The organism is Caproicibacter sp. BJN0012 (genome assembly GCF_035986805.1).
Taxonomy (GTDB): Bacteria; Bacillota; Clostridia; order Oscillospirales; family Acutalibacteraceae; genus Caproicibacter.
The window spans coordinates 448,685-474,325 of record NZ_CP142518.1; the positions used below are offsets into that span (position 1 = coordinate 448,685).

Annotated in this window: 26 protein-coding genes; 17 read left to right on the forward strand and 9 right to left on the reverse strand. The window is 53.6% G+C overall.

Annotation, left to right across the window (positions count from 1 at the left end):
* Window positions 1–90: 90 nt before the first annotated feature.
* A complete protein-coding gene (locus tag VA597_RS02275) occupies window positions 91–1,596 on the reverse strand; it encodes an IMP dehydrogenase (RefSeq protein ID WP_326975034.1) in 1,506 nt (501 codons plus the stop codon).
* Between the two features lie 419 nt (window positions 1,597–2,015).
* Here VA597_RS02275 and VA597_RS02280 point away from each other — a divergent pair, with 419 nt between their 5' ends.
* From VA597_RS02280 to VA597_RS02325, 10 genes are all read left to right on the forward strand, one after another.
* Window positions 2,016–2,492 (forward strand): pyridoxamine 5'-phosphate oxidase family protein, encoded by a 477-nt coding sequence (locus tag VA597_RS02280; protein WP_128741445.1) that lies wholly within the window; start codon window positions 2,016–2,018, stop codon window positions 2,490–2,492.
* 100 nt (window positions 2,493–2,592) lie between these two features.
* Window positions 2,593–3,627: a threonine aldolase family protein gene (locus VA597_RS02285; protein ID WP_128741446.1), complete on the forward strand. Its 1,035-nt coding sequence runs from the start codon at window positions 2,593–2,595 to the stop codon at window positions 3,625–3,627.
* Window positions 3,628–3,702: 75 nt separating this feature from the next.
* Complete coding sequence (gene dapF, locus VA597_RS02290) at window positions 3,703–4,566, forward strand: diaminopimelate epimerase (protein ID WP_128741447.1); 864 nt, start codon at window positions 3,703–3,705, stop codon at window positions 4,564–4,566.
* Window positions 4,567–4,614: 48 nt separating this feature from the next.
* Entirely contained in the window at window positions 4,615–5,595 is a 981-nt protein-coding gene (locus VA597_RS02295) for a D-isomer specific 2-hydroxyacid dehydrogenase family protein (RefSeq protein WP_128741448.1), read from the forward strand.
* Between the two features lie 150 nt (window positions 5,596–5,745).
* The gene (locus VA597_RS02300; protein WP_128741449.1) at window positions 5,746–7,248 is read left to right on the forward strand and encodes a sodium-dependent transporter; all 1,503 of its coding nucleotides are present in this window, start codon (window positions 5,746–5,748) and stop codon (window positions 7,246–7,248) included.
* On the forward strand, window positions 7,245–7,340 hold the full coding sequence (locus VA597_RS02305) for a methionine/alanine import family NSS transporter small subunit (protein ID WP_326975035.1): 96 nt from the start codon (window positions 7,245–7,247) through the stop codon (window positions 7,338–7,340). The genes VA597_RS02300 and VA597_RS02305 overlap by 4 nt, the downstream gene beginning before the upstream one ends.
* Before the next feature lie 39 nt (window positions 7,341–7,379).
* Window positions 7,380–8,453 carry a mechanosensitive ion channel family protein gene (locus tag VA597_RS02310; protein ID WP_128741451.1) on the forward strand — a complete coding sequence of 358 codons (1,074 nt, stop codon included), beginning with the start codon at window positions 7,380–7,382 and terminating at the stop codon, window positions 8,451–8,453.
* 216 nt (window positions 8,454–8,669) lie between these two features.
* Window positions 8,670–9,623 carry an AEC family transporter gene (locus tag VA597_RS02315; RefSeq protein ID WP_326975036.1) on the forward strand — a complete coding sequence of 318 codons (954 nt, stop codon included), beginning with the start codon at window positions 8,670–8,672 and terminating at the stop codon, window positions 9,621–9,623.
* 135 nt (window positions 9,624–9,758) lie between these two features.
* On the forward strand, window positions 9,759–10,523 hold the full coding sequence (locus tag VA597_RS02320; RefSeq protein ID WP_128741453.1) for a threonine/serine exporter family protein: 765 nt from the start codon (window positions 9,759–9,761) through the stop codon (window positions 10,521–10,523).
* 3 nt (window positions 10,524–10,526) lie between these two features.
* The gene (locus tag VA597_RS02325) at window positions 10,527–10,967 is read left to right on the forward strand and encodes a threonine/serine exporter family protein (RefSeq protein ID WP_128741454.1); all 441 of its coding nucleotides are present in this window, start codon (window positions 10,527–10,529) and stop codon (window positions 10,965–10,967) included.
* 63 nt (window positions 10,968–11,030) lie between these two features.
* On the opposite strand, the gene VA597_RS02330 is transcribed toward VA597_RS02325, so the two are convergent.
* The 8 genes from VA597_RS02330 to VA597_RS02365 all read right to left on the reverse strand — a co-directional run bounded on the left by VA597_RS02330 (window position 11,031) and on the right by VA597_RS02365 (window position 17,401).
* Window positions 11,031–12,374 (reverse strand): ammonium transporter, encoded by a 1,344-nt coding sequence (locus tag VA597_RS02330; RefSeq protein WP_326975037.1) that lies wholly within the window; start codon window positions 12,372–12,374, stop codon window positions 11,031–11,033.
* Between the two features lie 428 nt (window positions 12,375–12,802).
* Entirely contained in the window at window positions 12,803–13,876 is a 1,074-nt protein-coding gene (locus VA597_RS02335) for an HD-GYP domain-containing protein (RefSeq protein ID WP_326975038.1), read from the reverse strand.
* 206 nt (window positions 13,877–14,082) lie between these two features.
* Entirely contained in the window at window positions 14,083–14,589 is a 507-nt protein-coding gene (locus VA597_RS02340) for a GNAT family N-acetyltransferase (protein ID WP_326975039.1), read from the reverse strand.
* Window positions 14,590–14,680: 91 nt separating this feature from the next.
* Entirely contained in the window at window positions 14,681–14,962 is a 282-nt protein-coding gene (locus tag VA597_RS02345; protein ID WP_326975040.1) for a DUF503 domain-containing protein, read from the reverse strand.
* Between the two features lie 39 nt (window positions 14,963–15,001).
* Window positions 15,002–15,235 carry an HPr family phosphocarrier protein gene (locus VA597_RS02350; protein ID WP_128741458.1) on the reverse strand — a complete coding sequence of 78 codons (234 nt, stop codon included), beginning with the start codon at window positions 15,233–15,235 and terminating at the stop codon, window positions 15,002–15,004.
* Between the two features lie 19 nt (window positions 15,236–15,254).
* Window positions 15,255–15,737 (reverse strand): methylglyoxal synthase, encoded by a 483-nt coding sequence (locus tag VA597_RS02355; protein ID WP_128741459.1) that lies wholly within the window; start codon window positions 15,735–15,737, stop codon window positions 15,255–15,257.
* Between the two features lie 387 nt (window positions 15,738–16,124).
* Window positions 16,125–17,150 carry an adenosine deaminase gene (gene add / locus VA597_RS02360; protein ID WP_326975041.1) on the reverse strand — a complete coding sequence of 342 codons (1,026 nt, stop codon included), beginning with the start codon at window positions 17,148–17,150 and terminating at the stop codon, window positions 16,125–16,127.
* Window positions 17,151–17,197: 47 nt separating this feature from the next.
* Entirely contained in the window at window positions 17,198–17,401 is a 204-nt protein-coding gene (locus VA597_RS02365; RefSeq protein ID WP_326975042.1) for a hypothetical protein, read from the reverse strand.
* 286 nt (window positions 17,402–17,687) lie between these two features.
* On the opposite strand from VA597_RS02365, the gene VA597_RS02370 reads away from it, so the two are divergent.
* The 7 genes from VA597_RS02370 (at window position 17,688) to VA597_RS02400 (ending at window position 25,632) form a co-directional block, all read left to right on the forward strand.
* The gene (locus VA597_RS02370; RefSeq protein WP_128741462.1) at window positions 17,688–18,119 is read left to right on the forward strand and encodes a phage tail tube protein; all 432 of its coding nucleotides are present in this window, start codon (window positions 17,688–17,690) and stop codon (window positions 18,117–18,119) included.
* Between the two features lie 74 nt (window positions 18,120–18,193).
* The gene (locus VA597_RS02375; RefSeq protein WP_128741463.1) at window positions 18,194–18,562 is read left to right on the forward strand and encodes a hypothetical protein; all 369 of its coding nucleotides are present in this window, start codon (window positions 18,194–18,196) and stop codon (window positions 18,560–18,562) included.
* Window positions 18,534–18,884, forward strand: coding sequence for a Gp15 family bacteriophage protein (locus tag VA597_RS02380; RefSeq protein WP_128741464.1), 351 nt, complete (start codon window positions 18,534–18,536; stop codon window positions 18,882–18,884). The genes VA597_RS02375 and VA597_RS02380 overlap by 29 nt, the downstream gene beginning before the upstream one ends.
* 2 nt (window positions 18,885–18,886) lie before the next feature.
* Window positions 18,887–20,677 carry a phage tail protein gene (locus tag VA597_RS02385; protein ID WP_128741465.1) on the forward strand — a complete coding sequence of 597 codons (1,791 nt, stop codon included), beginning with the start codon at window positions 18,887–18,889 and terminating at the stop codon, window positions 20,675–20,677.
* Entirely contained in the window at window positions 20,678–22,216 is a 1,539-nt protein-coding gene (locus VA597_RS02390; RefSeq protein ID WP_326975043.1) for a phage tail domain-containing protein, read from the forward strand.
* Between the two features lie 2 nt (window positions 22,217–22,218).
* Window positions 22,219–23,466, forward strand: a complete 1,248-nt coding sequence (locus tag VA597_RS02395; protein ID WP_326975044.1) for a siphovirus ReqiPepy6 Gp37-like family protein — start codon at window positions 22,219–22,221, stop codon at window positions 23,464–23,466.
* The gene (locus tag VA597_RS02400; RefSeq protein ID WP_326975045.1) at window positions 23,467–25,632 is read left to right on the forward strand and encodes a hypothetical protein; all 2,166 of its coding nucleotides are present in this window, start codon (window positions 23,467–23,469) and stop codon (window positions 25,630–25,632) included.
* Window positions 25,633–25,641 lie beyond the last annotated feature (9 nt).

Here is a 25,641-nt window from a genome sequence, read left to right on the forward strand (position 1 = left end):
TCGGCGTACGGAAGACACAGCGGGTACAAAAATAACACCAAAAGGGCGGGGCCGGAATTCCGGCCCCGCCCTTTGCCGCAGCCAGCGGCTTTATTTCATCAGATGCATATCGTCTTTGAGGAGCACGTCGTGGGCGCCGCCCTCCACGATGCTGACGGAGGAGACCAGCGTCAGGCGGGCTTTTTTCTGGAGCTCGGGAATGGAAAGCGCACCGCAGTTGCACATGGTGGAGCGGACCTTGTTCAGCGTCAGGGCGACGTTGTCGTGCAGATTGCCTGCGTACGGGACGTAGGAGTCGACCCCTTCCTCAAAGCTCAGCTTTTTTTCGCCGCCCAGGTCGTAGCGCTGCCAGTTGCGCGCGCGGGCGGAACCTTCGCCCCAGTATTCCTTCATGTAATTGCCGTTGATCATCACCTTGTTGGTCGGGCTTTCGTCAAAGCGGGCGAAATAGCGGCCCAGCATGCAGAAATCGCAGCCCATCGCAAGGGCGAGAGTCGTGTGGTAATCATAAACGATGCCGCCGTCGGAACAGATCGGCACATAGATGCCGGTTTCCTCAAAATATTCGTCCCGTGCCTTTGCGACCTCAATGACGGCGGTCGCCTGCCCGCGGCCGATTCCCTTGGTCTCGCGCGTGATGCAGATGGAACCGCCGCCGATCCCGATCTTCACAAAATCGGCGCCCGCCTCCGCGAGGAAGCGGAATCCGTCGCGGTCCACCACGTTGCCGGCTCCGATTTTGACCGAATTTCCGTACGTCTTCCGCACGTAGTCGATCGTGCGCTTCTGCCATTCGGTGTATCCTTCGGAGGAATCGATGCAGAGGATATCCGCCCCTGCCTCTACCAGGGCGGGAATCCGTTCCTCGTAGTCGCGCGTATTGACGCCGGCTCCGACCACGTAGCGCTTGTGGGAATCCAAAAGCTCCAGCGGATGCCCTTTGTGGGAATCATAGTCCTTGCGGAACACGAACGCCGCCAGTCTGTGCTCTTTGTCGAGGATCGGAAGGGCGTTGAGCTTGTTGTCCCAGATGATGTTATTGGCTTCCTTCAGACTGACGCCTTCCTCGGCATAAATGATTTTATCGATCGGCGTCATGAAGGTGAAGACCTTTTCCTCGGGAGACATGCGGCTGATGCGGTAATCGCGGCTTGTCACGATGCCGAGAAGATGGCCGTTCGGCGTGCCGTCGTCCGTTACCGCCACGGTGGAGTGCCCCGTTTTTTCCTTCAGGTCCAGAACATCGGCGAGCGTCTGGTCCATCCGGATGTTGGAGTCGCTGACCACAAAGCCCGCTTTGTAGCTTTTGACGCGTCCCACCATTTCCGCCTGCTTTTCAACGGGCTGGGAGCCGTAAAGGAAGGAAATCCCTCCCTCCTTGGCCAGCGCGATCGCCATACGGTCGTTGGAAACCGACTGCATGACGGCGGAAACCAGAGGAATGTTCATGCTCAGCTCCGGCTGCTCGCCCTTTTTAAAACGCACGACGGGCGTTTGCAGCGAGACGTTTGCGGGCACGCATTCCGCGGAGGAATAGCCCGGCACCAGCAAATACTCGCTGAAGGTGTGACAGGGCTCTTCATAAAAATAAGCCATTTGATCTTCTCCTTATCTCTGATTGTTCCTGGACAGCTTTCGCGGCGGCCGGCAGGATCGCGCCGGAATCAAAGCGCCGGATCATCTGCTTTAACGCTTCCCCGCCTAGCATCGGGTTTTCTCATTATTATATCACGGATCGCCGGTTTGTAAAGGGATACGTTCCGCCGGGGGGCGGCATGAAGTCCTCTTTGGTGGAAATTGACAAGGCACCGCGAAGCTTATATAATGATAACAGGATTTTTAGTTGCAGTCCGAAAGGCAGGGGCGCCTTTCTCCGCATCCGGGGCTTTCCCCCGTTCCGCCGCTTTAAAAAAGCCGCCGGAGCCGCGGCGCCTGGACGACGCTCGGAACAATCACCGATTCGGCCAGCTCATCCGGTGGCCGCGGTCGGTGTTTTTAGATGAAAGGGAGTTTTCATGATGAGGCGCAGGGACCGTGAAGTCAAAGACCTGAATGAGATCGTCCGGATCGTCGGCCAATGCGAAGTTTGCCACATGGGACTGGCGGAGGATGGCCGTCCCTATGTCGTCCCTCTGAGCTTCGGTTTCGACGTCAGGGGAGACAGCGTTACTTTCTATTTTCACTGCGCCTCCGAGGGACGCAAGATCGATATCATCAAGCGAAATCCAAAAGTATGCCTTCAGTTCGACTGCGGGCATCGCCTGATTGCAGCGGACAGGCCCTGCGACTGCTCCACGGAGTATGAAAGCGTCATCGCTTCCGGCGCGGCCGAGTTCGTCACGGACCGGGAGGAAAAGGTTCGGGCGCTGACGCAGCTGATGAAACACTATGAAACGGGGGAGGCCTTCGAATTCGACAGCCGGATGGTCGACCTGGTCACCGTGATCAAAGTGCCGGCCGATCAAATCAGCGGCAAGAGGAAAAAGTCTTAGAACGGAGAAAACTTCATTTTTTCGGACAACATCTGCTTTATTGCCGGACGGCGCGGCCGAAAGCGGGACTTTGGGAATTTATTTAAAAGAGGCGGAGTTTATGATCCGATTCAACTGTGATTACAGCGAAGGCGCCCATCCGAAGGTTCTGGAGCTTCTTGCCCGGACCAATCTGGAGCAGACGGCCGGCTATGGGGAAGATCCTTACTGCATGCAGGCGGCCGAATTGATCCGGAAGAAATGCGGATGCCCGGAGGCCGGAATCCAATTCACTGTCGGCGGAACCCAGGTCAACAGCATTGTAATCGCCGCGTCGCTGCGGCCCCATCAGGGGGCGCTCTGCGCCGATACCGGGCATATCAACGTCCATGAGAGCGGCGCAGTGGAAGCCACCGGCCACAAGGTTCTTCCTTTGCGTGGAATGGACGGGAAAATCACCGCCGCTCAGATTCAGGCGGCCTGCGACGATCATTTCGGCGACGAAACCCATGAGCACATGGTTCAGCCGGGCCTGGTCTACCTCTCGTTCTCAACGGAGCTTGGGACGATCTACTCCAAACGGGAACTGACCGAAATCAGCGGAGTCTGCCGCAGGAACGGACTGCTTCTTTATGTGGACGGCGCCCGTCTCGGCTACGGCCTGGCCGCGCAGGGCTGCGATCTCGATCTTCCCTCGCTTGCCGGGCTCTGCGACGCGTTTACCATCGGCGGCACCAAGGTCGGCGCGCTGTTTGGCGAGGCGCTGGTGATCCGCAGCGCGGCACTGAAAAAAGACTTCCGCTACATCCTCAAGCAGAGGGGCGGCATGCTCGCGAAAGGCCGTCTGCTGGGCATTCAGTTTTTAGCGTTGCTGGAGGACGATCTCTATTTTGATATCGCCGCCCATGCCGACCGGCAGGCGATGGACATCCGCCGTGCCTGCGCCGAAAAGGGCTGGAAGTTTCTCTCTTCTTCTCCTACGAACCAGCAGTTCCCGATTCTGCCGGACAGGGCGCTCGATATTTTGCGGCGGGATTATGAAGTGTCCGATTCGGGACGAATCGACGAGACGCACGGCGCCGTCCGTTTCTGCACCAGCTGGGCGACCCGTGACGAGGATGTGGACCGGCTGGTGAAGGATATCCGGGGAATGTAAAGCGCTTCAGCTTTACAAGGAAAGAATCGCGTTTGATTTCTGTGATGCCGCCGACAAATTGATACAAGGAGTATTATGATGTTTCAATATCACAAATATCACGCGCTCGGAAACGATTATATCGTGCTGAATCCGGGCGAAATATCGTTTGAACTTACCCCGGAGCGCATCCGTCTGATCTGCGACCGGCATTTCGGCGTCGGTTCGGACGGCATCCTGCTCGGTCCGCTGCCGCGGGACGGCGCCGGGCCGGACCTCAGAATCTACAATCCGGATGGCGGGGAAGCGGAAAAAAGCGGGAACGGGATCCGTATTTTTTCGCGCTACCTGATCGATAAAAAGCTGGTCGCGGCCGACCGCTTTGAGCTGAAGACGCTCGGCGGGCCGGTGCGGGTGGAGAAGCTGAAACCGGACGGCAGTCTCCTTCGCGTCTCCATGGGAACCGTCACGTTCCGGAGCTCCGAAATCCCGGTCTCCGGGCCGGACCGCGAAGTAGTCGGTGAGGAGATGGAATTCGGGAAAAAGCGGATGAAAGCGACCTGCGTCTCCATCGGCAACCCGCACTGCGTCATCCCGGTCAGGGCCGTTTCCCCGGAGCTGGCCTGCGAGCTCGGCCCGGACGTGGAAGGCGCGCCGCAGTTCCCGAACCGCATCAACCTCCAGATTTTGCAGGTTTTGGACCGCAGAAATATCAAAATCGAAATCTGGGAGCGCGGGGCGGGCTACACGCTGGCATCCGGGACGAGCAGCTGCGCGGCGGCCTGCGCGGCGCACAGGCTCGGCCTGACGGACGAGGAAGTGACCGTCCATATGCCGGGCGGCGAGATCACCGTGAAGATCGGCGGCGACTGGTCCGTCCTGATGACCGGCAGTGTCAGCAGCGTGTGTGAAGGCGCTCTTTCCGGTGAGTTTTTAAACGCGCTCTCAAAGCTGCCGTAAGACGCCCAGGGACTGTTTGCATTTATGTCAAGCGGGAAGGGAATCGGAATGAAAATCACAATTTACAGCTGCAGTTCGGAAGAAGAAGGATATTTGGAGGAGCTCCGGAGAAAATACGGTGTCGAGCTTTTTCCGACCAAAAAGCCCCCGACGGCGGAAACCGCCGCGCTGGCCGGGGGCAGCCAGTGCATCAGCATCGTCACGACGGCAATGGACGAAGAGCTGCTGAAAATCTACCATAACGCCGGGGTACGCTTCATTTCAACCCGCAGCATCGGGTACGACCATATCGACCTGAAAGCGGCCGAGAGGCTCGGGATGCATATCGGCAACGTCAGCTATTCGCCGAACAGCGTGGCGGACTACACCGTGATGCTGATGCTGATGGCGATCCGCAGGGTCAAGGCCATCCTTCTCAGAAGCGCGAATCAGGATTATTCCCTGCGCGGCCTCCAGGGGCTGGAGATGCACAACCTGACCGTCGGCGTGATTGGGACCGGACGCATCGGCAGGACGGTGCTGCAGAACCTGACCGGCTTCGGCTGCCGGCTCCTCGCCTACGACCTGCACCCGAACGATTCTGTGAAAAAAATTGCCGGGTATGTTTCTCTGCCGGAGCTTCTGCGGCAGAGCGACCTGATCACCCTGCACATGCCCGCGACCGAGGAGAATTTCCACATGATCCGCCGGGACACTATCCTGCAGATGAAGGACGGCGTCATTCTTGTCAACACGGCGCGGGGCTCGCTGATCCATACGGGGGATTTTCTGGACGCTGTGGAAAGCGGCAAGATCGGCGGAGCCGCGCTGGACGTGGTGGAAGGGGAGGAAGATCTGTACTACAAAGATCTGAAATCCAAGGTTCTGGACAACCGCGGCCTCGCGCTGCTCAAATCATACCCGAATGTTCTGGTGACGCCGCACATGGCGTTTCATACCAATCAGGCCGTGAAGGATATGGCGGAGAATTCCGTCAAGAGTTGTGTCCTGTTTTCCAAAGGGGAAGAAATTCCCTGGCAGATCATTTGATCCAAAAAATTTATTTAATAAGGTATCTTTTGCATTTTTTAAAGAAATAGATTCATTTTTGTTAAATTAAAGAAGTTTTTGTGCTATAATAATCTTTTGATGCAAGTTTTTTAACTGCACGGAAAATTGATTAGGGTAGGGTGAACAAAAATGGATCGAGAACAATGGGGATCAAGATGGGGTTTTGTGCTTGCGGCGGTCGGCTCGGCGATCGGGCTCGGAAACATCTGGAGGTTTCCTTATGTCGCTTATAAAAACGGCGGCGGGGCTTTCCTGATACCGTACATTTTCGCGCTGCTGACCACAGGCCTTTCCTTTGTCGCGCTGGAGTTTATCATCGGCAAGAAATACCGCGGCTCCGCGCCGCTTTCTTACTTCCGGATCAACCGTCATATGGAATTTGTCGGATGGTGGCAGTTTGCGATCAGTTTTGTCATCATGACCTATTATGCCGTCATTCTTGGCTGGGCTCTGAGCTACATCGGGTTTTCCGCCACACTGGCCTGGGGAACGGATACCAAATCTTTTCTTTTTAACTCCTATCTGAATGTTCTTCCAAGCGCTTCCGTGACAAACCTGGGCGGGATTGAATGGAGAGCGCTGATCCCTCTGCTGGTGATCTGGGTCGTCACGCTGGCTATTTCTTACCGCGGCGTGAAAAAGGGCATTGAGAGCGTCAGCAAAATCGCGATCCCGGCTCTTGTGGTTCTTTTCCTGATCTTTGTGGTCCGCGCGGTCACCCTTCCTGGCTCCGCGCTTGGCCTGAATGCTTTTTTCCAGCCGCAGTGGGACCAGATCCTGAATCCGGAAATCTGGAAGGCGGCCTATTCCCAGATTTTTTACAGCCTCTCGCTTGCGATGGGGATTATGATCACTTACAGCAGCTATCTTCCGGAAAAGACCGATACCACGAACAATGCCTTTATCACGGCGTTCTCCAATTCGGGCTTTGAGCTGCTTGCGGGCTTCGGCATTTTTGCGGCGCTCGGCTTCATGGCGAACAATTCCGGCGTGGCGGTCAAGGACCTCGCCGCCGGCGGCATCGGCCTCGCGTTTGTCGTGCTGCCCCAGATCATTAACCAGCTTCCTTTCCCCCAGTTCTTCGGCGTCGTTTTTTTTGTCTGCCTGCTGATTGCGGGCATCACCTCTCTGATCTCGCTACTGGAGGTCTGCATCTCCGCCGCGTCGGAAAAATTCGGGTGGGACCGGCGCCGCTCCGTTCTGCTCATCGGCGGCCTGGCCACCCTGGTCTCCGTCGCGTATACGACGCGCGGAGGGATGTATCTGCTGGATGTCGTCGACAACTTCGTCAACGGGTTCGGCGTGCTTCCGTCTGCGGTCGTTGAAATCGTTTTGGTCCTGTGGGTCTTCCGGCAGATGAAGCCTCTGATGGAGGAAGCGAACCGCTATTCCCAGATCAGGCTCGGCGGCTATTTCAAAATCGCGCTGGGGCTGATCACGCCCGTCATGCTGGTGGTGATCCTCTTCAGCTCGCTGGTCGCCAACATTGAAACTGTCTACGGCGGATATCCGGCGGACTTTGTCGCCGTCTTCGGCTGGGGCATGGTGATCCTGATGCTGGTATTTGCCGTGCTGATCCCGCGCCTTTCCTGGAAAGAGAAAAGCGTACTGAAAAAGGAGGAGAAAGAATGAGTGCGTCCGCAGTTGTGATGATGATCGTTGCCGTGTGCGTCATCTGGGGAGGTCTCGTAGCCAGCGTAATCCACGCTGTTCGTCATTCCTGACCGGATGACCGTCTGTGCCGGAGGAAAGGAGATGATTCCATGTCTCTTCCGAACATCGTAGCCGAATGGAAAAAGATTGCCTGGGTCGCGGATTTCGCAATCCCCCTGGCCGTATTTTTATTCGTTTATTTTCTCCGCGGCACTGCGGTCAATTGGATGTTCCGGCCCGTGAAGAGGCTGAATGCCGGGAAAAAATGGCCCGTGGAGCTGGAATGCAGCTTTCAAAAGCCGCTCCGTGCGCTGATCGGCCTGTTGGGACTGTACGGCGCGCTGTGGATATCGCCGGCCGTTCCTCACAGCGGAGCCGTCTGGGAAATTGTGGTCAAGTGTTTTCGCAGCCTTCTGATTCTGCTGCTGGCGTGGGGATTCGGCCGCCTGTGCAGCAGCCGTGAGCTGGCCGGCGGGCTGCTGCTGAAAAAGCTCGATGTGAACACCGACGGCGTCCTGTTCCCGTTTCTCTCCAAAATTCTCCGGTTTCTGATTTTTTGCCTGGCGCTGCTGATCGTCGCCCAGGAATGGAATTACAGCATCAGCGGCCTGCTGGCGGGGCTGGGCCTCGGCGGCCTGGCCTTTGCCCTGGCCGCACAGGACATGCTTTCCAACCTGTTCGGGGGGCTGGTCATCTTTCTGGACCGCCCGTTTGCGATCGGCGACTGGATTCAGGCCGGCGACGTGGAGGGAACCGTCGAAAGTATCAATTTCCGCAGTGTAAAGGTCCGCACCTTTTCACAGGCTGTCGTTACGGTCCCCAATTCCAAAATGGTCGACCGGCCGGTTGCCAATTACAGCCGGATGGGAAAGCGGAAGGTCAGCTTTACGGTCGGACTGAGGTTCGGCACGACGGAAGGGCAGATTCGCTCCTGCGTGGACCGGATCCGGGCCATGCTTCTTGCAAATGAGGAGATCGACCCGGAAACCGTGATCGTCACCTTTAGCGAGATCGGCAAAGGCAGCCTGGACCTGATGCTTTATTTTTTCACAAAGACGACCGATTGGCAGAAACATCTGAAGGTCCGGGAGGATATCCATTACGGCATTCTGAGGATCCTCGAGGAAGAAAAGACGGAAATCGCTCTTCCGGCCAGCACCGTTCGCTTGGAGCGGGAGGAGTAAAAGGAAGAAAGGCGGAATGATCCGATCCTTGCGGAATGAGTCCCTTTGGGACCGGCGGGCCGCCTCGAAGGGGACGGCCCGTTTTTCAGTCGGTTAAATCTGCTTGGGATTGATGCTATACCGCACACAGCCCATGCTGCAAATATACTTATGCAGAAGAGAGCGGTTCGCGTTTCGCCGCCGCTTCCACCGCTGCGGAATCGGGGAGACGAACAGATGTCAAGTTTAGTGTTCAGCTTTAATACGGTCGCACCCGTCTTCTTGCTGGTGGCGATCGGCTGGCTGGCCAGAAAAGTCGGGCTGGTCGGCGAGCATTTTGTCGATGAGGCGAGCAAACTCAATTTCAGAACGGGTTTGCCTGCTCTTTTATTCCTGAGCATTTATCAGACCGAGGGCCCTTCTCTTTTTAACTGGAAGTTTATCGGATTTATGACCGGAGGGTGTATGGCATCCGCCCTCGTCCTTTGCCTCTTTGTCCCAAAGTTTATCCGGGACAGGAAAAAAGCCTCCGCATTCATTCACTGCGTTTTTAAGCCGAATATGATCGTGCTCGGGTTTCCTTTGGCGCTGATGGCCTTTGGCAAGGAGCACTCCGCCGCGATATCAATGCTGATGCCCGTATTGGTTCCGGCGAATAACATCGCCGCCGTGCTGATTCTCTGCGCGCTGGACCCGGAAAAGCGGGACCGGACCGATTCGCTCTGGAGATCTGTGGCCGGTATTGTAAGAAATCCGATCATTCTGGCTGCTGCCGCCGCGATCCTTCTTCAGCAGTTTCAGGTTCCGCTGCCTTCTTTCCTTCTGAAGCTGCTGAGTTCCCTGTCCGATATGGCAACGCCGTTTGCCCTGATCACCCTGGGGGCCCAGATGACCATGAAGGCCGCCCTCTCGGACCGCGGATACGTGATATCCGCCACGGTTCTGAAGGTGCTGGTTACGCCGCTGGTGATCGTCCCGATTGCCTATTTTTTCGGATTCCGAGGCTATGAGCTGGCGGCGGCTTTTATCGTGTCCGCCTCGCCCAGTGCCGTCAACAGTTACATGCTGGCCCGTGAGATGCGCTCCGACGAGGTGCTGACGGGAGAGATTATTCTTGGCACCACTTTCTGTTCCATGTTTGTTATCTTTATCGGGATTTATATGTTGAAAGCTTTTGCCGTCATTGCGTAATACGGCGGAGACATCTTTTGAGGCCGGGAATATTCAAGGCATGAAAGGGATAAAAATACAGAAGAAAGATTTAAACAGACGACGCGGCAAACCGCGGAAACATTCCAAATCTGCAATCAAACCGGAGGTTGAACCATGAATTACAGCGATCTGGTCAATACTGCGGTGGAAACCGGTTATCTGCTGGTTGTCAACGGCGGGGAGATCTACCGCGCCGAGGAATCCATGCAGAGGATTTTCCGCGCCTACGGAGTCGAAAGCGGCGAAGTTTTCACCATTCCCACATTGATCGAGGTGACCGTCAGCACCCCTGACGGAAGACCCATTACCCGGATCAAGCGCGTTCCGCAGCGGACGGTGAATCTGGACCGCGTGGAGCAGGTGAACGCGCTGTGCCGCCATATCTGGAACGACAAGCCGCGGTTTTCTGAAATCCGGGCCGAATTGGACCGGATTGGAAAACGTCCGGTCCTCTCGTTCCCGATGCAGACGCTCGCCTATGCGCTGATCGCGTCGGCCTTTACGCTGTTTTACGGGGGTTCCCTGCCGGACGCCGGGGTTGCCCTTTTCTGCGGCAGCGCCATCCGGCTGACCACCCGCTTTCTGGAGAGGTTTCGGGTCAATTCCTTTTTTGTCAACGTGGCGGCGAGCTTTATAGCTGCGGCGATCGCGCTCGTGGCGGCGAGCTTTAACGTATACCTGAGCTATGACAAGATGATCATCGGGTCCCTGATGAACCTGGTACCGGGCATCGCCATCACGGATTTCATGCGCGACATCATCGCGGGCGACCTGATGGCCGGAATCCTGCGCCTGACCGAGAGCGTTCTGGTCGCGACTGCCATCGCCATCGGCGCGGGCATTGCCCTCACGGCCTCACGCATGCTTTTGGGGGTGTAAGGGATGAAACTCCTCTGGGAATGCCTGTGGGCTTACGGTGCGTGCGTTGCCTTCTGCTTCCTGTTCAACATCCGGGGGCGCACGCTGATCTTCTCTTCCCTGGGCGGTTTGCTCGGCTGGCTGACCTTTTCTCTCTCCTTTCCGCTCCATAACGACATCATGCAATATTTTGCCGCGACCGTCCTGACAGCGGCTTATTCCGAAAGCATGGCCCGCATTGTAAAAAAGCCGGCCACCGAATTTCAGATCGTTGCGCTGCTGCCTTTAGTCCCCGGAGGAGGCATTTTTTACACCATGGAATACTGCGTCATCGGCAATAATTCCATGTTCATCAGCACGGGCCTTCACACCCTGGGGATCGCGGGGGCTCTTGCGATGGGCGTTTTGCTGGTTTCCACGGTTGTCCGCCTGATTCACATTGTTCGGACGCACCGCGAATGGTGAGCAAGACAAAAACGACAGTGCCGCCCTTTTGAAGGGGCACTGTCGCTTTTTGCAATCCTGGGGTCAAGCCATATGGATCGTATCAAGCTGCTGGAAATCGGGATAGCCTTCTTCCGCATGTTCGGATACGTCCAGACCGGCCAGCTCTTCTTCCGCACTGACGCGGAGGCCGACGGTCGATTTCAAAACCTTGAAAAGCACGAAAGTGGTTGCCAGGACCCATGCGGCGACACACAGAACGCCGAGAGCCTGCACGCCGAGCAGACGGACGCCGCCGCCGTAAAACAGCCCTTTGCCGGTGTCGAACAGTCCGACCATCAAGGTTCCGAAGACGCCGCAGGTGCAGTGGCAGCTGATGGCGCCCGCCGGGTCGTCGATTTTCAGGACTTTTTCATAGAATTCGATCGAAGCGACCACAAGTACGCCGGCCAGCAGCCCGATCACGAGGGCTCCTTCGATGCTGACATAAACGCAGCCCGCGGTAATTGCGACCAAGCCGCCAATTGCCCCGTTGAGAGACATGCTGACGGACGGCTTTTTATGCCGGATCCAGGTGTAGATCATTGCGGAGCATGCGCCTGCCGCAGCGGCGATATTGGTTGTCATCGCGATTGTTCCGATCGCAGGGATGTTGAGGACGCCCTTGTCGTCGACCGCAAGTGCCGACAGGGTGGAACCGGGGTTGAATCCGAACCAGCCAAACCAAAGGATAAAGACGCCGAGGGCGGAAAGGGCGATGCTGTGGCCGGGGATGCTGTTGGGCTTGCCATCCTTGGAGTACTTCCCGATGCGGGGCCCAAGCATTGCGGCGCCGACCAGAGCGGCCCATCCGCCGATGGAGTGGACGACCGTGGAGCCCGCAAAATCTTCGAAGCCAATCTGAGCCAGCCAGCCGCCGCCCCAGATCCAGTGACCCGCGACCGGGTAGATGACCAGAGAGATTACCGCGCTGTATATGCAGTAAGCGATAAATTTGGTGCGCTCCGCCATGGCGCCGGAGACAATCGTCGCGGCCGTGGCGCAGAAGACGGTTTCCCACAGGATGAAGGCGTCCGTTGGAATGCCGGATGTCATTCCGGCGTGATCGATCGCACCGAAAAAGCCGGAGCTTCCGAACAGTCCGCCGACGCTTTGGCCGAACATCAGGCCATAGCCGATGAAATAAAATACGATGGAACCGATGCAGAAGTCCATCAGGTTTTTCATCATGATATTGGCAATCCCTTTGGAACGGGTCGATCCGCCTTCCAGCATGGCAAAACCGGCCTGCATGAAGAACACCAGAAACGCGGAGATCAGAGTCCATACCGTGTTAATCGAGGACAGAAGCTCTGAAGGAAGCGACGCTGCGCTCACCGCAGTCAAAAGAAAATTCTGAAATCCAGTTTGCATGACAGCCCAACTCATAAATACCCTCCGTTCATAGATGCGGTTTATCGCCCGGATGCAACACTGAAAAGCGGATTTTCGACCATAATCAGAAAGGCGCCGGACCATTTTAAGGTCCGGCGCCTTTGCCGATGCTGCCGAATGAGATCGGCGGATAATATGAATCTGGTCGAATGCAGGACGGCTGCCAACGTCCAGTGCTGTTTTTCACATGGGCTAACCTGATGATTTATTATATCCCATGACTCACGGTTTTGCAAGTTTAAATCTAGATTATGCGTAAATTTTGTAGAGTCAAATAAAAATTACAGAAAGAAGTTCTGACAACTGTACAAATTTTCAGGAATATGATAGTATCTTCCTTTGCTAAATGCAGGATTTTTAAAATAAAATTCATTATCATGGTTTCTTTATTCTCATCGAACCATGAAGGAAAGGTCCCGCCGTCAGATTTTAACCACACCGGCGATGGTCAGATTTGACAATTTCCTGTTGTTTTTAAGATCCAGGTAAAGCGGGGCGGCACTGTCACCGCGTATGACCTTGACCTTTGGGCGCAGACAGCAGTCCTCGTAGTTTTCCACAACAATCGCGGTAAGGCCGTTGCTCAGCAGGACGCAGGTGCCCAGAGGAAACGCGGCGACTTTTCTCGTGAACAGCGATACGAACTCCAGGTCGAAAAGCTTTCCCGCCCCGCCCATCAGGAATTCCATCACTTCCGAAGGCATCATGGCCGCTCTGTAGGGACGGTCCGACGTCATGGCGTCAAACACATCCGCGATTGATATGATGCGGCTGAACTGATGAATTTCCCTGCCGGAGATCCCATCCGGGTAGCCGCTTCCATCCAACCGTTCATGATGCTGCCGAATGCCGACGAGCGAGGAGATGGGCAGGTCGAGGTTCGCGTTTCGGAGGTACTCGTAACCCAGAGCGGGATGCTTTTTAACCGTTGCAAATTCCTCCGGGGTCAGAGGGCCCGGTTTATCGATGATGTTCTTATCGATAAAGACCTTGCCGATATCGTGCAGAAGAGCGCCCAGCCCAAGTTTGTAAAGAGAATTTGGGTCCATGCCGAACGCCACGCCCACGACGATGGAAAGAACGCCGACGTTGACGGAATGATAATAAGTATAATTATCGTATGACTTCAGGTCAATCATATTGACCATGACATTTCTGTTCTTTATGATCTCTTCCACGATGCCGTGAACGATTGCTTTTGCGTTTTCAGCCGTGTTCCGGCTGATCCCCGTCGATGTCAGGCTTTGGACAAAGATATCCCTGACCGCTTTGGCCGCAGAGTTTCTCAGCTCGTCATCAATGACGTTCTTGATTTCGATCTCTTCCGACAGCTTATCGTCAATATAAACACCCTGGAAACCATTCATCGAGATTCGTGCGATGTAGGATTGCTTCAGCGACTGTCCCTCTTGCAGCAAAAGGCTGCCGTCCGTTCCATATAAACCTCTTGCAAGCACCATGCCTTCACGCAGACAAAGTGTGGGGATATATCTCATATATTTGCCCCCGCAAACAATAACTTCGGTTTTCGGTATCATTTCGGCATAAAATACCAAAATACCCTATTATATATATTAGCCTTTTTAAGCCATATTTCAATAGGGACAGAGTAAAACTCTTAAGAAAATTTAAATCAAAGAAGGAACCGCAAAGCGAAGTTCCTGCGAAAGTTTTCCGCCTGACGGCGGTCAGCGGGCTTTGTTCAGTACAGCGTTTTCTCAAAAGCGATCCTTTCGCTGCCGTCGCTCAGATAGATGACCCCGCAGTATTGAAACCGATTTTTCTGAAGCAGCTTCCGCATGGGCAGGTTCCTTTCGTGCGTGTCCACTCTGATGCTGTATATGCCTTTTTCCAGGCAAAGCCGCTCGGCGTATTTTATCATGTCCGATCCGATACCGAACCCTTTTTTTTTGTCGTCGACAGCGATCCGGTGAATCACCGCGTAGGCTTGATCCATGATCCACTGTCCTTCGTAAATTGAGTCGTATGTTTTTTCTCCGTCAAAAGAAATTGCCGCGGTTGCGGCAATTTTCTCATTTTTTAGCAGCACGTAACTGTTCCCGTGCCCGATATCGCTGCGGATACTGCCGGCGTTTGGATAGTTGTTCTGCCACTGGTTTACCCCGAGCGTTCTCAAAGAAGCTTGTGCCTGCCGGATGATACTCATGATCTCTTCTATATCGGACTCTGTGGATTTTCGGAATTCCATTTCACGCTTCATCCTTTTTTAAACGGATGGTCCCCGCGGCGGAACCATTAAAAATTGCAGACCGGTTCTCAGCTCCAGACGCGGAATCAGGTCATCTGATTTCGCGCTGGATATCCAAAATCTCAGCCTCGGTGTTTTCCTCAATAAAATGGATCACATGCTCCATTACGCTGTCCGCCTGTGCGACGGTTCCAACCGCGCAGGCAATTCCCAGGAAAATGGTTTGGCAGGTATCCTGTTCTCCGGTTTCGGAGATGGAAATATTGAATTTGTTCCGCGCTTTTGCAACGATGCTTTTCACGACCATGCGCTTCTGTTTAAGAGAATGGACCCATGGGGCGTAAAGTTTGACGGTCGCCGCTCCGATGATCATCCGCTGTTCTCCTTTGGCCTGTCTTCGGCGGGGACAGAATCAATTCTCTTTCACAATAAACTCCTGAATTTTCTTTAGGATCTCCCTGTCGTCGGAATGAATCCTCAGTTCGACAGGCTTTGTCAAGTTCAGGCTGAAGATGCCCATTACGGATCTCGCATCGAGAATGCGGACTCCATCGACCAGCTCGCAATCCGCGTTTTCTCTGGAAATAATGGAAGAAAACCTTTTCACCTTTTCAATGCTGTCAATCAGTATTTTTACAGTAATCATCAGTGTATACCAAACTTTCTTACTTCATTAAATGGCTGTCATTGACCCGATCGATAATTTTCTGCTTAAAGTTGATCACTTCGTGTTCGTACTCCTGATCCATCAAAGGGGAGTGGATCATAAAGTCGGCGGTTGCTTTGTTGTTTGCGATGGGAATATCATAAACCTGCGCAATTCTCAAAAGAGCTTTCACGTCGGGATCATGCGGCTGTGCCTCCAGCGGATCGGAGAAAAACACCACGAAATTGATGATGCCCTCCACAATTTTAGCGCCGACCTGCTGGTCCCCTCCCAGGGGGCCGCTGTTGTACCCTTTGACCGGAAGCCCCGTCGTCTCTGCGACCAGCCTGGCGGTTGTCCCGGTCCCGCATAAACTGTGATTTTTTAGGGTTTCCCTGTTCTTTGAGCACCAATCGATCAATTCCCGCTTTTTCCCATCATGGGCGATTAAAGCGATGGTCTTCTTTTTACCGATTGTAAAAGTGACGAATTCGTTATCCATTCTTTATCCCTATCCTGTTTTGTTTTTTTATGAATCTGATTTTTTGATTTCTTCAAATAGCTTTTTTATTATACCATATCTTTTGACGCCGTATCATACCTGTTTTGCGCGTTTTCTTCAAGAAATTTTGTCCGTCGTTCCGTTCCGGACAAATCAGCTGCGACGATTCCGATCCTTGGAACAATTTCGCCGGATTTCTCCATCCCAATCCGCGGCTGGCTACCGCAAAACCATATTTGACATAACGAAATTTTTACTGTCACATATTGCTGTTTTGAACCTCCTATAGTATTTCTAATAAGGAGAAAGCTCATATAAACTGATCCGAAGCAAAGCCGGCCGGGACCCCTCGGAGCCGTTCTAAGCAATATATTTGGCCGCTCCGCGTTATTTAATATCAGTTTGATATGCACCTTTGATTTTTGCTGATAATTCTTCTTTTTCGCGCTCCGGGATAAATGCGTGTTCCAGGGCTGTCAGATTCAGCTGCAGAATGGTATTGTAATCAAAAAATCGGTATTTTTGGCCCAGCAGCATGTATTCTTCGGTCAGGTCGGTATTGGATACGGTCCGGTTATCCGTACTGATGGAAATCGGCACGTGTTCTTTCCAAAACAGTTCAAACGGATATGCTCCCCAATCGGTTGAAGCTCCGGTCTGGAAATTGCTTACAGGGCACATTTCCAATATAATATTTGCTTTTGCGCATCGTCTTCTTATAGCCGTATCCTTTTGAAGGGCAATGCCGTGCCCGATTCTGCTGGCCCCCATTTGAACGGATGTTTCCACATTTTCCGCGCTGCCGCATTCTCCGGCGTGTATCGTGGCCTTTAATCCATAATCAAGAGCAAGGCGAACAAGAGAACGGTAATTCTCCGGCGGAAAGCTGCTTTCACTTCCGGCCAAATCGATCCCGGCAACTCCCTCCGATTTCATGTCGTGGGCTGTTTCCACTACCAGACGGTTGTTTTCTTCCGTATCGCCGCGCATAAGGCACAAAAGCGCACGGCTTTTCACCCCGTAAATTTTCTCTCCCTTTTTTAGGCCCTCAAGGACTGACCCGACGGCCTCTTCGCAGCTCAGACCCCTTCGGCAGCAGCTTATGGGAGAAAATCTGACTTCCATGTAAACGACGTTCTCTTCGGCCGCCTGACGAATCAGATCGAACGATGCCAGGGATAAAGCGTATTTTGACTGGAGATACGGCAGAATGCTTTGGAAGCATTTTAAATAGTCGTCCAGACTGCCGCAATCCGGCTGCACCCGGACCATACCGGCAAATTTCCGAATATCCGTGGGAAAGGGATTTCCTTCTTCCGCCGCAATTGACTCCAATGCGGCCAGGCTTACCGAGCCGTCGAGATGACAATGCAGTTCCACTTTGGGAAGATTTTTTACGGTATGATAATCCATTTGCATTTTTTAAACCCGCTCTCTGTAAAACGCCTTGCGCCGGACCCTCATGGCTTGTTCATGATCAGGCTCATAACTTCGTCGATGGATTTTCCGCTTTCCTGAATCTTTTGATAAAGCATTTCAACCTCGGATTTTTTCTTTTGGTCCAGCAGATCTTTCTTTAGGGACTGAAGCGCGCTGATCCTGTCCTGATGGGTTAAAATCTGAGCGTCGATTTTCGCTATCTTTTCATTAAAAGACTCCTGCACGGTTTTCTTTTTACCACGCGGCAATATAAACACCCCTTTCTTTTTCCTTACAGTATATCATATCACATAATAAATTCAATAAGTTAAAAAACCGCCTGAGTCAGGCGGTTTTTTAATATAGCAGAGAAAAAACAGAACGCCGGGAATTCGAAACAACGGATGGCTTTTAAATTCGAATTAGAAAAGTTGGCTGGCAGAGAGCAATTTTTAAGAAGGGGACGGGGTTAGTTGCGGGAGAAAGAATAATTACCCCCTGCAACTAAACTTTGAAAGGACGGCAAAAGAAATGGTCTATTCTGTCAGCGACTACAAAATTGAAATCGGCGAGCCAGTCACAACAGGAGAACCGCAGCTCAGTGCGGTTTCTAATGTGGAAAGCATGGAGATGAAACTCAAGGGCACTACAAAAGCATGGAATCCGATGGAGCTGAAGGGCTGGACCCGAAATATGGTAACCGGCAAGACCCTGTCCTTCACCTTTAAGGGAAAGCGCAGCTACGGCGACGCCGGCAATGATTTTGTAGCGAATAAATTGACCGCAACCGGAAGCGGCTGCGCCGCTGTTTTAAAAATAACATTTCCCAACGGCGATGCGCTTGCCTGCGACGGACTGGTCGACATCACTTCCTCGTTCGGCGGCGCTTCGACCGACATGGATTCGATGGAATGGACGTATACCGTGGACGGCAAGCCGAATTACCAGGCGGCGGAGGTCTGAACCGCAACGGATGCCCGGCCTCTTTGAAAAATCCGATGGATTTCGGATCGGCCTGAACTCCGATTGAAGGAAGGATGAATCAATTGAATATCACGCTTGACGATTACATGAACGAATCCCAGCCCCGCGTCACAATTTTCGGAAAGTCCTACGAGGTGGAAAGCGACTTCAGAAAAGTTCTCGGTATGCAGCGCTTTGCCTCCGGATTGAAAGGCGACATCGATTCGATCCGCAAATTTCTTGCCTTTACATTGGCGGGCGGAGAAACGGCGGCCGACGAGATCCTTTCACATAACATGTCGTTTTCCCTGCTTCAAAAGCTGGAGATTGCCGTTTTGGCTGCGATGACCGGAAAAAAGCCCGAAGAGCTGGAAGGGCAGGTGGGAAAAGCGCAAAAGTCCGCCTTTCGCCCCGGTGAGCACGGCAAAAAGGAACGGGTTTGATCTGGGCCATGATTATGGCCTGATCTATGCGTCCTTCGCCGCGTCTTACGGGATTCGGCTGGGATTGCCTCCAACGCGGATGAGCTGGGAAGAATTCGCCGTCCTTTTGACGAACCTTCCGGCGGAGAGCCAGCTCGCGCGGGCAGTCGCAGTCCGCACCGCCGAAGGTGGCGCGCTCAATGCGCTTTCAGCCGCGCAGAGAAAGCTGCGGGACGATTGGTACGCCTGGATCAACAGCCAAACGCCGGCCGAGGAAAAAGCGGAGGACGGAAAACGGCTGCAGGACTATTTGAAATCAATATTTTGTGAAAGGAGGGATTAGAATTGGACGACAATACGGAAGAAATATCCTTATCGTACCAGCTGGATACGGGCGAGCTCATCAAGGAAGCCTTGGAAGCCGGCAAAGAAGCAGGCGAAGCGCTGAAGGAGGCTGTTTCGGAGTCGCTGTCCGACTTAAAGGACAGGATCCTGGAGAAATTGAATGCCGCTTTGGATGTCGCGCTGCCGGGCCTTTCGGACGGATTCAAACGGGTTTCCGATTCTCTGAAGGATGCCGATTCCAATTTTCAGGACTTTGCCGGCGGACTTTCCGCAAATCTCGGACCTGAGCAGTCTCAGATGGTGCAGGGCTTCGCAGATAAAATACAATCAGCAGTCGATACGGCGACCGGGGCCGCCGGCCTCTTCGGCTCCGCGATGGACCAGATCGGCGGTGCGCGCGATACTCTGTCTAAAGTGAGTCAGGGCATCGGTGAATTCAAATCGGCGGGAAGCGGGCTGGAGGGGGTATCCGCGGCATTGCAGGGCATGTTTTCCCTCGGGCCCCAACAGTTGATTTTCACGGCAATCGCTGCGTTAATTACGCTGGCGGCCGTCATTATTAAAAACTGGGGGCCGATCAGCGCCTTTTTCCAGAGCCTGTGGAATACGCTTCAGGCGGGGGCCAGGGCGCTCGGAACCTGGTTTACAACCGTCTTTCAGAACTATTTTCTGGATGCCTGGAATAAAATCAGGACATCCATCAGCGGGATTCCGGCTTTCCTGGCAAACCTGTGGAACAGACTGATTGTGGGAATCACCAGTCTGTGGACCACGATTTCCGGCATTGTCAAAAAAGCGGTACAGCCGCTGATTCAGGCGATTCTAACGCCATTTAACGGGCTGCAGGCGAATTTTACCGCTCTTTGGAACGGGGTGCGGAAAATTTTCACAGACGCATTCACCGTCCTGAAGAACGTTCTGACGGTTCCGATCCTGGCGATCTGTAATCTGATCAGCGGCAATTTCGGAAAAATCGGTCCGGATCTTCAGAAGATCTGGACCGGCGTCCAGAACGGCATCCGGCAGGTCTGGAGCGGAATTCAGCAGTACTTCACGGGCCTGTTTAAGACGATCGGAAGCATTTTTACAGCCGCATGGAACGGATTGTTTACGACGGTAACCACTGTATTGAATAAAATCAAAACCGGCGTTACGACCGTTTGGAACGGAATCGTCGGGTGGCTCCGCTCGCTTCCGGCGACGCTGATGCAAATCGGCTCCAACATGTTTACCTTCATGAAAAACGGAGTGGAAGGCACGGTCGGGACGGTCGAAACCGCCGTCAGAACGGGGATCGGCAAAGCAATCGACTGGATCAAGAGTCTGCCGGGCGAGGCGCTTCAATGGGGCAGGGACCTCATCAATGGAATCGCCAACGGAATCAAGGACGCCGCAAAAGCAGTGGAGAACGCCGTCAAGGGCGTTGCGCAGAACATCCGTGATTTTCTGCATTTCAGCGTGCCGGAGGAAGGCCCGCTGGTCGACTTCGAGAACTGGATGCCGGACATGATGAAAGGGCTCGCTTCCGGAATCATGGAAAACAAATCGCTGGTCGCCTCAGCTCTGCAGGATCTGACAGGCTCCATGTCTCTGAGCCTGAAAGCGGTCCCGGCAGGGGGGAGTTCAAGCGCGGCGCGCTCGTCCGGTTTTCTTCCGGGCTCCGGCGGCGCCGGACCCGTCATTGACTATCACCCGATATTTCAAAGCCCCAAGGCACTCAGCTGCGGCGAGGTTGCCAGACGGGAGCGCCAGAACGCTCAAAGGCTGTCGCTATTATTTCGGAGGCGCTGAATGGAACTGATCTGTGACAATGAAAAAGGAGAAAAACTCAGACTCGGCAGTACAGGCCCCTTCTGGCTTGTTTCCGTAAGCGGCCTTGGCTCCGATTTCAACGTGTATACGTCTAAAAGCAGCGGCCAGGATGGGGAAAACTACAACGGCTCCGACGCTCAAAAGCGCAACATTGTGCTGACGCTGGAGCTGAGCCTGCAGGGCTACGAAGAGCAGATGGAAAAGCTCTATTGTTTTTTTCAGAAGGACCTGCCCGGCACACTGACTTATGACGGCGGCAAACCCAGGAAGATCCGCTACTATGTCGAAAAGGTGGAGCCGGAGCCGGAGACCTTTATGCCCACGGGCAGTTCCCCGTATGAAACGAGGAATGTCACGGTTTCCCTGATCTGCCCCGACCCTCGCTTTTACGCTCTTGACGACCAGCTCACGCAGCTTGCAGTCTGGCAGGGCAAGATGAAATTCCCGCTCCGTTTGCCGCTGCAGCTCAACGCTTCCGGCCAATCTGTCACGCTTACCCTGGACGACAGCGTGAAGGATTATGACAAGATCGGGATCACCGGTCACACAGTTCAGGACGGAAGCGGTGACCCGTCGCCGGATCATGTGAGGGCGATTCACGGCGCAACCACCCTGACCGTCTCGGACGGCGGAAGCAATTCGCGCATCATTCCCCTGCCCAAGGAGCTTTACAGCCTGCCGGACGGGACGGCGGACAGCTATGACGCGGTGAGCGGAAGCGGAATGCAGAAGGTCGGTGCTGTTGTTCTGAATGGGAGTGAACCTTGGATAAAGGCAGATGTAAGTACCGGTACGATCGGAGTGTTTACGCTAAATGTATCTGATGCGATATTGTCTTCCAGCAAAGACAGCATACTCTGTGATCATTTTACTTCCGTTGATTTAGCTGGAACAAATACAAATCTTGTTATAAATGGAATATCACTGAACAATACGGCTCATCAAATCCGCATCGCCACCGACATAACGTCGAATTTAGCGGCGTTTCAATCCTGGCTCGCCGCAAACCCTGTCACCGCTCTTTATGCCATTGCCGTATCACAGCGGGTCAGCAGGAAGGAATCCGTACCGGTTTACCGCCCGACGGCCGTTTTGTCGCTTGATGCCGGGACGCTTTCCGTGCGTGCCATTGGCAGGTTCACCGTGACGGAGAAGGTCAACACCTTGATCGGCAACGTCCGCAACGACAGCGCCGTCCCGATGGGTCTGACGGTCACGCTTCGAGCTTCCGGAACCGTCGTCAACCCGTCTCTTTACGACATCGGCCGGCAGGAGCTCATGCAGGTCAACATTACGATGCACACGGGCGACGTCGTTATCATCACCACGGCAGACGGCGACAAGCGGGTTAAACTGATTTCCGGCGGCGTGACCACGAACATGAACAATAAAATGCTTTATCCCCCTAAATGGCTGCAGGCGCGCCGGGGAGACAATCTTTTCCGGTACAACGCGGACGAGGGGATCAACAATCTGAGCGTGTCCATCCTGAGCACACAGGCATACTGGGGGGCATGAGCATGGAGCTTTACATTTACAGTCCGGAAATCGAGCTGCAAGGCGTGGTCGACGGCTTTTCCTCCTTCCGCTGGCGACGGAGGTTCTTTGAACCGGGCGAATTCGAACTGCACTGTGCTGCCACGCCGAACAACCGCGCCTTGCTTGCCGGCGAGAATATCATTCATCGGCTGGATCGCTCGGAGGCCGGAATCATCGAGAGCGTCAAGATCGATGCGCCGGACGGCGGCACGGGCGACGAGATCGTCGCGGCGGGCCGGATGGGTTCCTCCATGCTGGACCGGCGGATCATCATGCCGGCGATCAACTATACGGGCGCGGCCGAAAGCGCCATGCGGAAGATCGTGTCCGACAACGCGATCAGCATACGGCCTCTGCCGCACCTGGCACTCGGGGCTGCTGCCGGCTTGACGCCGGCCTGCGCGTTTCAGGTGGAATGGAAAACCGTCCTCACGGTCTGTGAGGCGCTCGGCAAAGCCGCCCCGCTCGGTTTTCGGGTCCGGCTGGATGTCCCGAACAAACTGTGGGTGTTTGAGGCCTACGGCGGAACAGACCACAGCGTCACGCAGGCAGTCAACCCGATCGTGCTGTTTTCCGACGAATTCCAGAACATCAGCGGAGCGGCTTACACGCTGGATCATACCGGCTATTCCAATTATGCGATTGTCGGCGGAGAGGGCGGCGGTGCCGACCGGGTGATCACCGAGGTCGACCGGACCGGCGGAGAGCCGCGCCGGGAGCTTTGGGTGGATGCGAATGACCTGAAAAGCTCCGCGGACACGGAGGATTGTTTCACGGGGGACGGATCTGCGGCGGCCTTTGCGCTCTCGCATACGCCGTCAAACGTCGGTTCCGTGACGGTCGGCAGCACGTCGGCATCTGATTACGCGCTGGATGGAAGCATGATCACCTTTCCAACGGCTCTGGCATCCGGAGCGGCGGTCGCAGTCAGCTACTCATACTGTCTGACGCCGGGCGAGTATGCCGCCCTGCTTACGCAGCGCGGCGTTGAAAAGCTGGCAGGCGCGGTAAAGGCCGAGAGCTTTTCAGCGGACGCGGTGGATACCGGCAACTTTGCGTACCTGACCGACTGGGACCTGGGCGACATCGTGAGCTTTGAAAAGTGGGGCATTCTTTTGAATCAGCGGATCACCGAGGTCGAGGAAGTCTATGAAAACGGCGTCGAGACGATCACGCCGGTATGCGGGACCCCGCTGCCGGAAACTTTGAATTTAGGAGATGACAGATAGATGGCGGAACAAAGCGGATTTTTCCCCGATGTCAACGGAGACCGGGAGTACACATGCGATTTTCTCGCGAAATGGGTCGCGTCGTTTCTCAGCAACGGAACTTATGACGGCGAGCTTGCGGTGAACGCGGACGGAAGCGGAATGTCAGTTACCCTTTCCTGCGGCCGCGCGTGGATCAACGGCTACTATTACCGCGGCGACGGAGATCTGGCTCTTGCAATTGACAACGCGGACGGTGTGCTCAACCGCAAGGATATCGTTGTGCTGAGATGGGACATCAACGCCAGGAATATTACGGCGCAGGTTATTAAAGGTACGCCGGCCGGCACCGCGGCGGCGCCGGCCATTACCCGCAGTGCGGAGCAGTACGATCTGAAGCTCGCGGAGATCAGCATTCCCGCCGGCACGACGGCGATCACGCAAAGCCTGATTACCGACACCCGGCTGGATACGGAGGTCTGCGGCATCGTTCATGCAGTGGTGGACCACATCGATACCTCGACATTTTACAATCAGATCCAGTCTGACCTTGCGGAATTCAAGGCGACGAACGAGGCGGGTTTCACGGCATGGGCTGCGGGGCTGAAAGACATATTGGATGACGAAACCGCCGGAAATCTGCTGAATCTCATTAATGACCATAAGGCGGATCAAACCGTTCACGTAACAACTCTTGCCTGTACGAAAACTGATACGGTCTACGCCCTTACCGGCCTGTCTGCTTCCTCCGGCCTGATTTCCTGCGTATTCAAGGCCGACGCGGATTACGCTGAAAGGGACACGTTTACCGTTAATGGGACGGCGGTCACGGCGCAGCTACAGAACGGAGAAAGTCTGCCCGATGAATTTTTCAAGGCCGGGGCGACAGTGCCGTTTATCTACGACGCGGAGAATGCAAAGCTAAATTTTAAGCAGTCCGGAGGCGCGAAATTAAATCTCTTTGTGCAGCCGGACGAACCAGAGAATAAAAACGGTTTGTGGATTGAAGCGCCTGAAAAGCATACCGTAAACAGGATCACAGATAAAAACAGCTTTACCATTGGTGGTGAAATTCGGACGTATGATAGCTCGCTGAATGTTGGAAGTTTGTTTGCTACAATAAGTGATTCTGATAGGACAGTTATTCTTTCATACAATGGAGATATTTATCAAATACGTGGAAATAAGATGAACGATGTTTTATATTTGAATATTTATCGTTGGAATCATTCTACAAATACGACATCAGATGTTTATTCTCATAGTAGTACAATGTCAGGAAAGGCTAGTACACAGAATATTTCTTCTGTTATCGCCTGTATTTCTGGAACTACTTTGTATGCGGCAGTATCGACATCTTATGGTCCCATAAAAGCAACTATTATTTGCCGTTTTAATTTGATATCACAAACGGGAACAACAACGCTTGAAAGCCTTACACAAGATTTGCTAACTGGATATTCTGGTGAAAGTGAGATTGACCCTTCTGGCCAAATAGGTTATCAAGGAACTAAAGTATATTTTATATTCAAAGAACGCGGATCAACTTATTATACACGTTTATATTCTTTTGATTTTGCAACTAATACATTTACTTCACTAAAAACAATTGTTTCTGGTTCAACAGGAGCCGCAGGATGGAAGCAATTTTCCGAAGGCGCCATAGTCGATGACAAAATCTATTACCAATGCTTTACTGATTCATCCGATACTTCACAAACCACAATCCGAGTTTTTGACACCACAACAAACACTGAAACTACACAATCATTAGGCGGGTCGTTGCATCCGCTTCCTTCAATTTATGGTATAACTGCTTATCAAAACAAACTGTATCTGCAATTTCAAACATATAATACTACACTTCATGAGTACGAAATTGGTGTATGGACGGTGCGCCCAATAGCGAGTTTTGCTATTACGATAGTTGCTATTATTCAGATCGGCACATCATTAGCGGTTCTAGATTCTTCCGGTCACATCCAATATTACGATTTTGTCTCAGAAACTCTTCCTGAAAATTCGCTGGCGGTTTTAGACGGAACGAGCCGTAAAGTACAACTGATATCTACAAGCAAGCAAAACCTTCCGTTGTATTTTCAAGATGCTTGGTGGTATGGAACAAACTTTAACGAGTATCCGACCTACACAGGCGATGGAACCGCATGGACAAAATATAAAAATTAGGAGGTCTTA